This window comes from Neorhizobium sp. SHOUNA12A (assembly GCF_023006505.1).
Classification (GTDB): domain Bacteria; phylum Pseudomonadota; class Alphaproteobacteria; order Rhizobiales; family Rhizobiaceae; genus Neorhizobium.
In genome coordinates, this window is the sequence record NZ_JALBGV010000135.1 from 1 (window position 1) to 10,955 (window position 10,955).

The window sequence follows — 10,955 nt, forward strand, 5'->3', positions numbered from 1 at the left end:
CCACGCCGCCCGCCACCTGACCCCCGCCATTCTCGACGCGGCGGAGGAGGCGGCGAGGCAGGGCGATGCCGCCGCCGACGTGCATGCCTGGGAAGAGGCGAACCGCCGCTTTCATCGGCTGATTCTCACTCCCTGTGGCATGAAGCGCCTGCTTGCCTCGATCGACGACCTGCATGCCGCAAGCGCCAGGTTCCTGTTTTCCGCCTGGCAGTCCGGCTGGGAAAAGCGCACCGACCACGACCATCGCGCCATCCTCGCCGCACTCAGGCAGGGCAAGATCGACGAGGCCGCCGCCATCCTGCAGAAGCACGTGCAATGGATCGGCCGCGGCCCGCAACCGGCCAAGACCGGTGCCGCGCGCGAGACTTTCGCGATCGTCGGCTGATCATTTCCAAAAATTATAGATAATTTATTTCCGCGGAAACCGGCTTTATAGGCCTGTTTTTGCCGAAATTTGCCATCATTTCCTCTGCGCCCGCTGTGTACTCGACACCGTGCCCCTTGCCTCCGTCAAAAATTCATCTCATAAAATAGATGGGAATCAAAATTATCTATAATTTGAAGGAGAGCCCGATGTCCCTGATTAATTCCCCCCAGACGCTTGTTTTCGATCCCTTTCGGCTTGTCGAGCGGTCCTTGCCCGCCAAAATCCTGTTCGTGCTTGCGGGCACGCTGGTGCTGGCGATCGCGTCCCGGATCGCCGTGCCGATGGTTCCCGTGCCGATCACCATGCAGACCTTCGCCGTGACCATGATCGGCGCGCTTTACGGCTGGCGGCTCGGCGCCTTGACGGTGCTTGCTTGGCTGGGAGAAGCAGCACTTGGAGCGCCGGTGCTCGCGGGTGGGGCGGGCGGCATTGCCGTGTTCGCAGGGCCGACCGCCGGTTATCTCTTTTCCTTTCCGGTGATTGCGGCCGTTGCCGGCTGGCTTGCCGAACGTGGCTGGAGCGGGCGGCGCATCCTCGCCAGCTTCTCGGCACATCTGATCGCAAACCTTCTATGCCTTGCGCTCGGCTGGGCCTGGCTCGCGGCACTGATCGGCGCTGAAAAGGCATTATGGGCCGGCGTTGCCCCGTTCATCCTCGGCGCTGCGCTGAAATCGGGCCTGGCGGCAGCCGTCCTTGCCGCCGTCGCCTCCCGCAATCGCGCCGCGGCAGAGTGACGGTGAGGCTGCGGCCGCATCATCTTCTCTGCATGCTGACCTTTGTCGGCGAGGGCTACAGCCCGGCCTTCGTCGCCAATTATCGTCGTCTCGCCGGCCGGCTTTCCGCCGGCGAGACGATCGAGATCGTCTCCGGCCCCGACGATATCTGCGCCTCGCTTCTCTCGGATGAAGATGCGCATTGTTTCGGTGCTTCGGTTGCCGGTCGCGATGCGGCGGCGCTGGCGGATATCGCCCGCCTGCTTGGGCGGGAGCTAGAGACCGGGGCGGTGATCTCCTCCGATCCGGCGCTGTTCGAGAAACTGCGCCGCGCCTTCTCTGCCGGCGTGACCCGCCGCGCTTGCACGGGCTGTGAATGGAGCAGCCTTTGCGATCGCATCGCGGCAGAAGATTATGCAGGCGCGCTGGTCATGACGTTCAGCCCGCCGGAAACAGCGAAAGAAACTTCCGTTCCCCATCCGGCGTGAACAGCACCGCGCGGCTCTCGTCACTGCGCCGTGCCCATCCGTTTTCGAGGAAATGGGCAAGCAGCGCCTTGCCGAGCGTGCCGGCCAGATGCGAGCGCCGCTCGCTCCAGTCGAGGCAGGATTTACAGAGCGGCCGGCGATTGGATGTAAGCGATGCCACATCGATGCCGAGCGTACCGAGTTCCGCGCGGCCGTCCTCGGTCATCGTCAGGTTGTCGCCATCGCTCTCGATTGCGCCGCGGGCGACAAAGCTGTCGAGCATCCTCACCCCGTAATCGCCGGCGAGATGATCGTAACAGACACGCGCCTTGCGCAGTGCCGGATCTTTCGGTCCCGGCCGGTGGCGGAGATGGCCTCTGCTTGCCGCAAACCCCATGATGTTTTCGAGCAGCGTGCCCGCGGCCGCGTCTGCAAGTGTGAAATAACGATGCCGGCCCTGCTTACGCTGGGCGAGGATGCCGCCTTCCTCAAGCTTGGAGAGATGCGAACTCGCCGTCTGCACCGTCACGCCGGCGGCTTGCGCAAGCTCGGTCGCCGTCAGCGCCTGGCCGCCCATCAGCGCGGTCAGCATATTGGCGCGGGCGGGATCGCCGAACAGCATCCCGATGCGGGCAATGTCTGGACCTTCTTTCATACTTCGACCGTAACCGAAGCATCTTCGTCTGGCAATATGGCAAAACACCTCCACAATAGAAGGAGACGAAGTCATGATCACCTGTTTTATCCGTTACGAGATCGACCCGTTCAAGAAGGACGCTTTCGCCGAATATGCCCGCAACTGGGGCCAGGCGATCCCGCGCTGCGGGGCCGATCTGATCGGTTATTTCGGCCCGCACGAAGGTTCGGCGACCACGGCCTATGGCATCTACAACATCGACAGCCTCGCCGCTTACGAGACCTATCGCGCCCGGCTGATGGCCGATCCGCTGGGCAAGGAAAACTACGCGTTCTCGAAACGCGAACGTTTCATCCTGAAGGAGGACCGGATCTTCCTCAAGAATGTCTCCACGCCGCACGGAGCTTTGGTAAAGCCATGATCGCCGTCATCTTCGAAGTCATTCCCTATATGGGCGAGCGCCACAAATATCTCGACCTTGCCGGCGAGCTGCGGTCCGAACTGGAAACCATCGACGGCTTCATCTCGATCGAGCGGTTCGAAAGTCTCACCCTACGCGGAAAAATCCTCTCCTTGTCTTTCTGGCGAGACGAGGAGGCGGTCAAGGCATGGCGCAACCTCGAAAGCCACCGCGCCGCCCAGAAAGCCGGCCGCGGCGGCATCTTTGCCGACTACCGCCTGCGCATCGGCCATGTCGTCAGGGATTACGGCATGTTCGAGAGGGACGAAGCGCCGAAGGACAGCCGCGAGGTGCATGCGGCTTAGCTACGGTTCCTCGACCATTCGCAGTATCGCTTCTATGGCGATCCCAAGCTTCGGGATTTCGTCGACGATCACGCCCCAGATGATCTTGTCTGAAAGGCCATGATATTCGTGCCTCAAGACGTTGCCGATACCTCTAATTTTCGGCCACGGAATTTCCGGGCGTGATGTTTTGAGGTCATCCGGAATCCCACGACTTGCCTCCGAGATGATTTCGACAGCGCGCTCCAGACCGAGTTTGAGAATCGGATCGCCGCTATAGTCGGCGAACGATTTGCCAGCGGTCGCATTCTCGATGATAGAGATCGTTTGGCGAATATCGTAAAGAAAATGCCGGACCTCGCGGGGCATCAGAACACCTGCAACGCGGAGCTTTCGATCCCGTCCTTCAGAATCGGATGAAGGCTGTCGCGCGTTGTAATATCGACCTCCGTCGCAAGCTCATCTTCCAGGAAAAGCTTGATTCCGACGAGGTCGAGTGCGTTGAAGCGGCTCTGCGGATCATAATCGATGAACAGATCGAGATCGCTGGTCGGCCCGGCCTCGTCGCGTGCGACTGAGCCGAAAAGATAAAGCGATGTCGCGCCGAGCGCGCGGATGGCGTCGGCCTGCTGTTTCAGCTTTTCGATCGCTTCACTTCTCTTCATGAACTGATCCTAGCGCAACCCGCACCATCTTTCCACGCCTCAAAATTTTTCCCGAAACCGCACGCCGCTTCAGGCTTTAGTAACCAAAATGGGTAACCATAACAGGCAGTAAAAATTCGTATCGAGTAGAGCGTAGCGAGTAGCAAATGGCAGCAGTTCTTCCGTTGGCCGACCTGAAGCGTCAGGTCCGTCCGGACACTTGGCTAAACTCCATCATCAAGGGTGATTGCGTCGCTGCTCTGGAGGCTCTGCCGGATCATTCCGTTGATGCGATCTTTGCCGATCCCCCATATAATCTCCAGCTCGGCGGCACGCTTCACCGTCCCGACCAGTCGCTGGTCGATGCCGTTGACGACGAATGGGACCAGTTCGCCTCCTTCGAAGTCTATGATGCCTTCACCCGCGCCTGGCTGCTCGCCTGCCGCCGCGTCCTGAAGCCGAACGGCACGATCTGGGTCATCGGCTCCTACCATAACATCTTCCGTGTCGGCGCGATCATGCAGGACCTGAACTTCTGGCTGCTGAACGACATCGTCTGGCGCAAGGTGAACCCGATGCCGAATTTCAAGGGTCGCCGGTTCCAGAATGCCCATGAAACGATGATCTGGGCGAGCCGCGACGCCAAGTCGAAGGGTTATACCTTCAATTACGATGCGCTGAAGGCCTCCAACGACGACGTGCAGATGCGCTCCGACTGGCTCTTCCCGATCTGCTCCGGCGGCGAACGCCTGAAGGGCGACGACGGCAAGAAGGTCCATCCGACCCAAAAGCCGGAAGCGCTGCTTGCCCGTGTGATCATGGCCTCGACCAAGCCCGGCGACATCATTCTCGATCCCTTCTTCGGCACCGGCACGACCGGCGCCGTTGCAAAACGCCTCGGCCGCAATTTCGTCGGCATCGAGCGCGAGCAGGATTATATCGATGCGGCTTCCGAGCGCATCGCCTCCGTCGAGCCGCTCGGCAAGGCGGAACTGACGGTCATGACCGGCAAGAAGGCTGAACCTCGTGTCGCCTTCAACACCCTGGTCGAAAGTGGTCTCGTCAAGCCCGGTCAGGTCCTGACCGATGCGAAGCGCCGCCACAGCGCGATCATCCGCGCCGACGGCACGCTTTCGGCTGGTGGCGATGCCGGTTCCATTCATCGCCTCGGCGCGAAAGTGCAGGGCCTTGATGCATGCAACGGATGGACTTTCTGGCATTTCGACGATGGCAAATCCCTCAAGCCCATCGACGAACTGCGATCCGTGATCCGAAACGATATGGCGAAAATGGATTGATCCACCGGTCCCGCCACATCGACCGAATGCCTCGTCCGGTTTCGTACCTCTAGTCCCGGACGAGGATAATTGGCGCCCGGGAAGGCTGATCCCGGGCGCCATTTCTTTTTGCGCGTCTCTCGATCGCTTCTGCCGCCCGGCCAAACTCGACTTTGCGAAATTTCAGGTATTCCCGCCGTCACCTGCGCTTGATATCGTAGGTTGTATCAGGTTGAACGAATTTCCAGGTTAGCGTTTTTTAGAATGTCCATGCCTGTCAATGGCGAGCTGCGCCACCGGATCGAGCGTGCCTTGGCGCGGTTCTCTCCAAGCTGGGAGGGCAGGGATGCCGCGCGCCGGGCCGTGGCGCTGAAGATGCTGATCCTCTGCGAGCTCGCCGGCGGCCGGCTGAGGGTGGTGGGTGCGCTGGGCTTGAACGACAACACCCTCGACAACTACCGGCATGGCAAGACCGAGCCGCGCCACAGCACACTCAACATGATGGCGGAACTGGCCGACGTGCCGATCGAATATCTCGGCAATGACTGGTCGGTGGAAGAAGGCATCATCCATTTCGCGGCACCGGAAATCCAGCCGGCCGGATTTTCCGAGCCGAGTCCGGTCTGGGATCTGGCCGATCGTATCGTCATCCCGGCTTATGAAAACGAGGCGACCGGACAGCCCTCGCTCGAACCGCACGACACCACATGGGCGGCCATACCGCGAGGTTTTTGGGCCAAACTTTCGGCCGAGCCGGAAAACATGCGGGTCGTGTCCGCCAAGGGCGACAGCATGTCGCCAACGATCATCGACGGTGCCCCGATGTTCGTCGATATCAGCGACCGAAAGTTGGAAGACGGGCGCGTCTACCTGTTCGATACCGGCGCGGAACTGATCGCGCGGCGGGTGCAACGGCTTGCCGACGGCAGCCTCGAACTCCTGCCGGACAATCTGGAACGTTATCGCCCGCAGCATGTCCTCAAGGACAGTTTGCCCGATCTGAAGGTCGTCGGCCGCGTCTGCACCGTAAGCCGGGTCCTGTAGATCCGGCCCATGAGACAAAACCTTAAAGTTCGATCCCGTGGGCGATCAGGTCCCGGCGCAGCGTCTCGGCATCCTTGAAATGCACCGCCTGCCAGCCGGCCGCGCGCGCACCTTCGACATTCGCATGGCTGTCGTCGATGAAGATCGAGGCTTCCGGGGTCAGGCCGAAGTCGCGGGCGTGCTTTTCGTAGATTCCCACGTCCGGCTTGATCAGACCGATCTCGCCCGACACGGTCACGCCCCGCGGCTTGTTGAGAAAGGGGAAGATTTTTCTGGCCTCGGCGAACGTGTCGGCGGCGAAATTGGTCAGCATCGTCACGTCGCGGCCCTTGTCGATCAGGCCTTCCATGATCGCGACCGAGCCATCATAGGCATGCGGCACCATTTCGTGCCAGTATTTGCGGAAGGCGCGGATCTGTTCCTCGCGTTCCGGGTATTGCTCGACCAGCAGCGCCTCGGCATCTTCCCACTTGCGGCCGCGATCCTGTTCCAGGTTCCATTCATGGGTGCAGACGTTCTCAAAAAACCATCTGCGTTCCTCCTCGTCCGGGATGACGCGGGCATAGGGAAGGTTCGGATCGTAATGGATCAGCACCTTGCCGATGTCGAAGACGATGTGGTCGATCTTGGCTGCCATGAACATGTCCTGAGAATATCAGTTCGGAGATTTTTCGAAGGCCAGTGGAATGGCCTGGGTGATGGCTTTTTTCATCACCGTCGGCAAGGCCTGGGCCTCGAGATTTGTGACCGGTTCCCACCATCCGTCGGCAGTGGTGATCCGCGCCGTCTTCGCTCGGAAGACCGAGAGCCTCAGTTCGAAATGGGTGAAGACATGGGTGACGGTGCCGGACGCTTCCCATGCTGCGGGGAAGGGGGCGTGCTCCGTAGTCGTCCCGCCGTCGATACGCGACGTCCAGGCTGTGGTCGGCACTTCGGTCATGCCGCCGAGGAGGCCGCTGTTGATCCGCCGCCTGAGCAGCACTTCGCCCTCCGATGTCACAGCGATGAACACCGCGCCAAGCCGCACCGGCTTTTCCTTCTTTGCTGCCTTTACTGGAAACCGCTCCGGGTCGTGTTCCCCAAAGGCGAGACAGTCGTCGCGGAAGGGACAGAGCGCACAGGCCGGCCGTTTCGGGGTGCAGATGGTCGCGCCGAGATCCATCATCGCCTGGGCGAAGTCGCCGGGCCGCTCAGTGGGCGTCAGTTCAGCTACCCTTGCCTTCATCGCCGGTTTCGAGCCCGGAAGCGGCGCATTGATGGCATAGAGCCGTGAAATCACCCGCTCGACATTGCCGTCCATCACGGCTGACCGGCGGTTGAAGGCGATGGCCGAAACGGCGGCTGACGTATAATCGCCGATGCCGGGAAGCGCTCGCAGGCCTTCCTCCGTGTCGGGAAACACACCACCATGTTCGGCCGCAACCGCTTCGGCGCATTTTTTCAGGTTGCGGGCGCGGGCGTAATAACCAAGCCCCGCCCAGGCCGCCATCACGTCCTCGACCGGTGCCGCGGCAAGGTCGGTCACTTTGGGCCAGAGCGTCAGGAACCTGGCGAAATAGGGTTTCACCGCCTGCACGGTGGTCTGCTGCAGCATCACTTCCGAAAGCCAGATATGGTAGGGATCGGCTCGTTTTCCGGCCTTTGCCGCGGCCGGGCTCACCCGCCATGGAAGCTCGCGGTGGTGCCGGTCGTACCAGGTCAGCAGCTTCTGCGCATGGGTGATGTGGATCGTCTGGAGCATCGTTTGCCGTAATGGGAAGAGATGGCGTATAGTTGTGGGAATAGTGCGCCGGCATCAAGGCCTGCCGGTGCCGCAATGGCGGGCGTCATGAGTTATCCCAAGAAACGCGAGTTGCAGATATCGGAAATCGCCAACGGCATCATCGATCCGGTGCTTGCCCGCCGCGCCGGCATATCGACGGCACTGCTCGGCTCCTGGGACGAGATCGCCGGCGAGGACTTTGCCGATTGCACGCGGCCGGAAAAGATCGCCTGGCCGCGACGCGACGAGGGCACCGGCTCGGGCGGCGGTCATCAGGCCGGTGTGCTGACGATTGCCTGCGAAGGGGCGCGCGCTCTTTTCCTCACCCATGCCCAGGGTGAACTGATCGCACGCATCAACGGCTTTTTCGGTTTTCCGGCTGTGCGCCAGATCCGCATCGTCCAGAAACCGGTGTCCCAGACCTTCAAGCATCCCCGCAAGCCGCCGCCGTTGAAGGGCGAGGCCGCCAGGCGGCTGGAAACCATGATGGAAGGCATCGAAAGCGAGGCGCTGAAGAAGGCGGTAGCAAGGCTTGGCACCGCCGTTCTGCAGCAGAAACGCAAAGTCTGAGAGATAAACCTGCCGATCCTCTTGATAGACCTCCGATTTGTCACAATTCTTTGAAGAGATTTGCTTATCGACAGCTTGTTCGCGCTGGGGCGCCGCGATACGGAATGTCACCTTTATTGAAGATTTCTCGCACACGGGTGTTCCATGCAGATGAACGAAATGACCATGACCAGGCGCACGCTTCTCGGCGGAGTGGCTGTAACCGCCCTTTGCCTGGCGCTGCCGCTTAGCGCTTCCGAAGCCTTTGCGCAGGAAATGCCGGAATCCCAGGGCGACGTGGACATGGCCGCTGCACTGAAGCCGGGCCCGCTGCCGGAAATGGCGCTGGGCGACGAAAAGGCCAAGGTCACAATCATCGAATACATGTCGATGACCTGCCCGCATTGCGCCAACTTCCACAACAAGACCTTCGACACGATCAAGACCAAGTATATCGACAGCGGCAAGGCGCGCTTCATCATCCGCGAATTCCCGTTCGATCCGGTCGCGACCGCCGCTTTCATGCTGGCCCGCTGCAGCCCGCAGAACGCCGCCGAGCTTTCGACGCCTGCCCAGTATTTCCCGATGGTCTCGATGCTCTTCAAGCAGCAGCGCGGCTGGGCGTCGCCGGCGGACGGAAATGTGCGCAATGCGCTGCTCCAGACGGTCAAACTGGCAGGTTACTCACAGCAGACTTTCGAGGCCTGCTTGACGAACCAGAAGCTTCTCGATGAAGTGAATGCTGTCGTTAAGAGGGCTGCGGACGAATTTGGCGTCAATTCCACGCCGACCTTCCTGATCAACGGCAAGAAGTATTCGGGAGATATGTCGGTTGAATCCATGTCCAAGCTCATCGACAGCTTGTTGTGAGCACACCTTCCTTAAGGGGAAGGTGAGGGGCGCGGCATGAAGTTCAACAAGCTGCGCGTTCTGGGATTCAAGTCTTTCGTCGAACCGACGGAATTCATCATCGAGCGCGGGCTGACCGGTGTGGTCGGCCCGAACGGCTGCGGCAAGTCCAACCTCGTCGAGGCGCTGCGCTGGGTGATGGGGGAAAACTCCTACAAGAACATGCGCGCGTCCGGCATGGACGACGTGATCTTCTCGGGTTCCGGCAATCGGCCGGCCCGCAATACGGCCGAAGTCGGCCTCTATCTCGACAATTCCGACCGCACGGCGCCTGCTGCCTTCAACGATTCCGACGAGATCCAGGTAACCCGCCGCATCGAGCGCGAATCCGGGTCCGTCTACCGCATCAACGGCAAGGAAGCCCGCGCCAAGGATGTGCAACTGCTGTTTGCCGATGCCTCGACCGGCGCTCGCTCGCCGTCCATGGTCGGGCAGGGCCGCATCGGAGAACTGATCCAGGCAAAACCCCAGGCACGCCGCCAGCTCCTGGAAGAAGCCGCTGGCATTTCCGGCCTGCATTCACGCCGCCACGAGGCGGAACTGCGGCTGCGGGCCGCCGAAGGTAATCTCGAACGACTGGACGACGTGCTCTCGCAGCTCGAGAGCCAGATCGAGAGCCTCAAGCGCCAGGCCCGCCAGGCCAACCGTTTCAAGACTCTGTCGGCCGATATCCGCGCCCGCGAGGCTATGCTGCTGCATATCCGCTGGGTTCAGGCCAAGGAGGCGGAAGGCGAGGCGGAAAGCGCGCTCAACCAGGTGACCAGCGTGGTCGCCGAAAAGGCTCAAGGTCAGATGGAGGCCGCCAAGAACCAGGCAATCGCCAGCCTCAAGCTGCCCGAACTGCGCGAGGAGGAGGCGAAAGCCGGTGCCGTCCTACAGCGCCTGCAGATCGCCCGCGGCCAGTTGGAAGAAGAGGCGAACCGCCTCCTGAAGCGCCGCGACGAACTGACCCGCCGGCTCGTCCAGCTCGGCGAAGATATCAGCCGCGAGGAGCGGCTTGCCGCCGACAACACGTCCTTCCTCGAAAAGCTTGGCGAGGAAGAGGCCGAGCTCAACGACATGCTCGCCGATACCGGCGCCGAAGCTGAGGAGATGCGCGAGACCTTCGAGGCCGCCGCCGCGTCGCTTGCGACGAGCGAAGCGCTGTTTTCGGCAATCACTGCCGAGCGCGCCGAGGCCGCAGCCGGTCGTAACCAGCTCGAACGGCTGATCCGCGATCTGGCCGAACGCCGCCAGCGCCTCGACCGCCAGCTTGGCGATGCGACGAACGAACTCGACGCCATCAACGGGCGTCTCTCCGGCCTCGACGACCCGGCCGAAAGGCGCGAGGCGGTCGAAGCGGCGGAAATCGCCGTCGAGGATGCGACGATCGCTGCCGAGGATGTGGAAGCCGCACTTTCTGCCGCGCGCTCCGCCGAGCTTTTGGCGCGTGGTCCGGTGGAAGCGGCTCGCTCGGCGCTCAATGCGCTGGAGACCGAGGCCCGTACCATTTCGAAAATGCTCGCAGCCGGTGCGACCTCGGGGGATTTCGTCGCGGTTGCTGACATGATCCGCGTCGATCGCGGTTTCGAGGCAGCCCTCGGTGCCGCACTCGGGGAGGATCTCGACAGCCCGGTCGATGCTACGGCTCCGACCTACTGGTCGGTGAATGGCGACGGTTCCGGTGATCCCGGCCTGCCCCAGGGTGCCGAGCCGCTGATCGGCCGTGTTACCGCGCCGCCGGAGCTGTCCCGCAGCCTTGGCCAGATCGGCGTCGTCGCGGCGGCGGATGCACAGCGGATG

The 10,955-nt window shown here is 61.7% G+C and carries 15 protein-coding genes; 10 read left to right on the forward strand and 5 right to left on the reverse strand.

Going from position 1 to position 10,955, the window contains the following annotated elements:
• The 3 genes from MOV63_RS30845 to MOV63_RS30855 form a co-directional block, all read left to right on the forward strand.
• Window positions 1-385 (forward strand): GntR family transcriptional regulator (locus MOV63_RS30845; protein ID WP_247039487.1); only part of this gene is annotated, 385 nt, incomplete at its 5' end.
• 188 nt (window positions 386-573) lie between these two features.
• A complete protein-coding gene (locus MOV63_RS30850; protein WP_247039489.1) occupies window positions 574-1,161 on the forward strand; it encodes a biotin transporter BioY in 588 nt (195 codons plus the stop codon).
• Window positions 1,158-1,628 carry a DUF1284 domain-containing protein gene (locus tag MOV63_RS30855; protein ID WP_247039491.1) on the forward strand — a complete coding sequence of 157 codons (471 nt, stop codon included), beginning with the start codon at window positions 1,158-1,160 and terminating at the stop codon, window positions 1,626-1,628. The genes MOV63_RS30850 and MOV63_RS30855 overlap by 4 nt, the downstream gene beginning before the upstream one ends.
• On the opposite strand, the gene MOV63_RS30860 is transcribed toward MOV63_RS30855, so the two are convergent.
• Entirely contained in the window at window positions 1,579-2,262 is a 684-nt protein-coding gene (locus MOV63_RS30860; RefSeq protein ID WP_247039493.1) for a helix-turn-helix transcriptional regulator, read from the reverse strand. The two genes, MOV63_RS30855 and MOV63_RS30860, sit on opposite strands and share 50 nt — an antisense overlap.
• Window positions 2,263-2,335: 73 nt before the next feature.
• Here MOV63_RS30860 and MOV63_RS30865 point away from each other — a divergent pair, with 73 nt between their 5' ends.
• Both MOV63_RS30865 and MOV63_RS30870 read left to right on the forward strand, forming a co-directional pair.
• Complete coding sequence (locus MOV63_RS30865; RefSeq protein ID WP_247039495.1) at window positions 2,336-2,665, forward strand: NIPSNAP family protein; 330 nt, start codon at window positions 2,336-2,338, stop codon at window positions 2,663-2,665.
• Window positions 2,662-3,009 carry an antibiotic biosynthesis monooxygenase gene (locus MOV63_RS30870; protein ID WP_247039497.1) on the forward strand — a complete coding sequence of 116 codons (348 nt, stop codon included), beginning with the start codon at window positions 2,662-2,664 and terminating at the stop codon, window positions 3,007-3,009. The genes MOV63_RS30865 and MOV63_RS30870 overlap by 4 nt, the downstream gene beginning before the upstream one ends.
• On the opposite strand, the gene MOV63_RS30875 is transcribed toward MOV63_RS30870, so the two are convergent.
• Both MOV63_RS30875 and MOV63_RS30880 read right to left on the reverse strand, forming a co-directional pair.
• A complete protein-coding gene (locus MOV63_RS30875; protein WP_247039499.1) occupies window positions 3,010-3,357 on the reverse strand; it encodes a DUF86 domain-containing protein in 348 nt (115 codons plus the stop codon).
• Window positions 3,357-3,653: a nucleotidyltransferase family protein gene (locus MOV63_RS30880; protein WP_247039500.1), complete on the reverse strand. Its 297-nt coding sequence runs from the start codon at window positions 3,651-3,653 to the stop codon at window positions 3,357-3,359. Before MOV63_RS30880 ends, MOV63_RS30875 begins: the two co-directional genes overlap by 1 nt.
• Before the next feature lie 146 nt (window positions 3,654-3,799).
• On the opposite strand from MOV63_RS30880, the gene MOV63_RS30885 reads away from it, so the two are divergent.
• Complete coding sequence (locus MOV63_RS30885) at window positions 3,800-4,930, forward strand: site-specific DNA-methyltransferase (RefSeq protein WP_247039501.1); 1,131 nt, start codon at window positions 3,800-3,802, stop codon at window positions 4,928-4,930.
• A 249-nt stretch (window positions 4,931-5,179) separates the two neighbouring features.
• Window positions 5,180-5,953 carry a S24 family peptidase gene (locus MOV63_RS30890; protein ID WP_247039502.1) on the forward strand — a complete coding sequence of 258 codons (774 nt, stop codon included), beginning with the start codon at window positions 5,180-5,182 and terminating at the stop codon, window positions 5,951-5,953.
• A gap of 22 nt (window positions 5,954-5,975) precedes the next feature.
• Here the strand turns inward: MOV63_RS30890 and MOV63_RS30895 are convergent, their stop codons facing one another.
• Entirely contained in the window at window positions 5,976-6,590 is a 615-nt protein-coding gene (locus tag MOV63_RS30895) for an HAD family phosphatase (protein ID WP_247039503.1), read from the reverse strand.
• An 18-nt stretch (window positions 6,591-6,608) separates the two neighbouring features.
• Window positions 6,609-7,694, reverse strand: coding sequence for an A/G-specific adenine glycosylase (gene mutY / locus MOV63_RS30900; protein ID WP_247039504.1), 1,086 nt, complete (start codon window positions 7,692-7,694; stop codon window positions 6,609-6,611).
• A gap of 87 nt (window positions 7,695-7,781) precedes the next feature.
• Between mutY and MOV63_RS30905 the strand changes: the two genes are divergently transcribed.
• The 3 genes from MOV63_RS30905 to MOV63_RS30915 all read left to right on the forward strand — a co-directional run.
• Entirely contained in the window at window positions 7,782-8,285 is a 504-nt protein-coding gene (locus MOV63_RS30905) for a DUF721 domain-containing protein (RefSeq protein WP_038548869.1), read from the forward strand.
• Window positions 8,286-8,429: 144 nt separating this feature from the next.
• Window positions 8,430-9,134, forward strand: coding sequence for a DsbA family protein (locus MOV63_RS30910; RefSeq protein ID WP_247039506.1), 705 nt, complete (start codon window positions 8,430-8,432; stop codon window positions 9,132-9,134).
• 36 nt (window positions 9,135-9,170) lie between these two features.
• A partial coding sequence (locus MOV63_RS30915; RefSeq protein WP_247039508.1) for an AAA family ATPase occupies window positions 9,171-10,955 on the forward strand: 1,785 nt, incomplete at its 3' end.

What these genes read in the sequence shown, in the direction of transcription:
- MOV63_RS30850 (WP_247039489.1), top strand. Translation starts at nt 574, where the DNA reads ATGTCCCTGATTAATTCCCCCCAGACGCTTGTTTTCGATCCCTTTCGG.
- MOV63_RS30860 (WP_247039493.1), bottom strand. Translation starts at nt 2,262, where the DNA reads ATGAAAGAAGGTCCAGACATTGCCCGCATCGGGATGCTGTTCGGCGAT.
- MOV63_RS30865 (WP_247039495.1), top strand. Translation starts at nt 2,336, where the DNA reads ATGATCACCTGTTTTATCCGTTACGAGATCGACCCGTTCAAGAAGGAC.
- MOV63_RS30870 (WP_247039497.1), top strand. Translation starts at nt 2,662, where the DNA reads ATGATCGCCGTCATCTTCGAAGTCATTCCCTATATGGGCGAGCGCCAC.
- MOV63_RS30875 (WP_247039499.1), bottom strand. Translation starts at nt 3,357, where the DNA reads ATGCCCCGCGAGGTCCGGCATTTTCTTTACGATATTCGCCAAACGATC.
- MOV63_RS30880 (WP_247039500.1), bottom strand. Translation starts at nt 3,653, where the DNA reads ATGAAGAGAAGTGAAGCGATCGAAAAGCTGAAACAGCAGGCCGACGCC.
- MOV63_RS30885 (WP_247039501.1), top strand. Translation starts at nt 3,800, where the DNA reads ATGGCAGCAGTTCTTCCGTTGGCCGACCTGAAGCGTCAGGTCCGTCCG.
- MOV63_RS30890 (WP_247039502.1), top strand. Translation starts at nt 5,180, where the DNA reads ATGCCTGTCAATGGCGAGCTGCGCCACCGGATCGAGCGTGCCTTGGCG.
- MOV63_RS30895 (WP_247039503.1), bottom strand. Translation starts at nt 6,590, where the DNA reads ATGGCAGCCAAGATCGACCACATCGTCTTCGACATCGGCAAGGTGCTG.
- mutY (WP_247039504.1), bottom strand. Translation starts at nt 7,694, where the DNA reads ATGCTCCAGACGATCCACATCACCCATGCGCAGAAGCTGCTGACCTGG.
- MOV63_RS30905 (WP_038548869.1), top strand. Translation starts at nt 7,782, where the DNA reads ATGAGTTATCCCAAGAAACGCGAGTTGCAGATATCGGAAATCGCCAAC.
- MOV63_RS30910 (WP_247039506.1), top strand. Translation starts at nt 8,430, where the DNA reads ATGCAGATGAACGAAATGACCATGACCAGGCGCACGCTTCTCGGCGGA.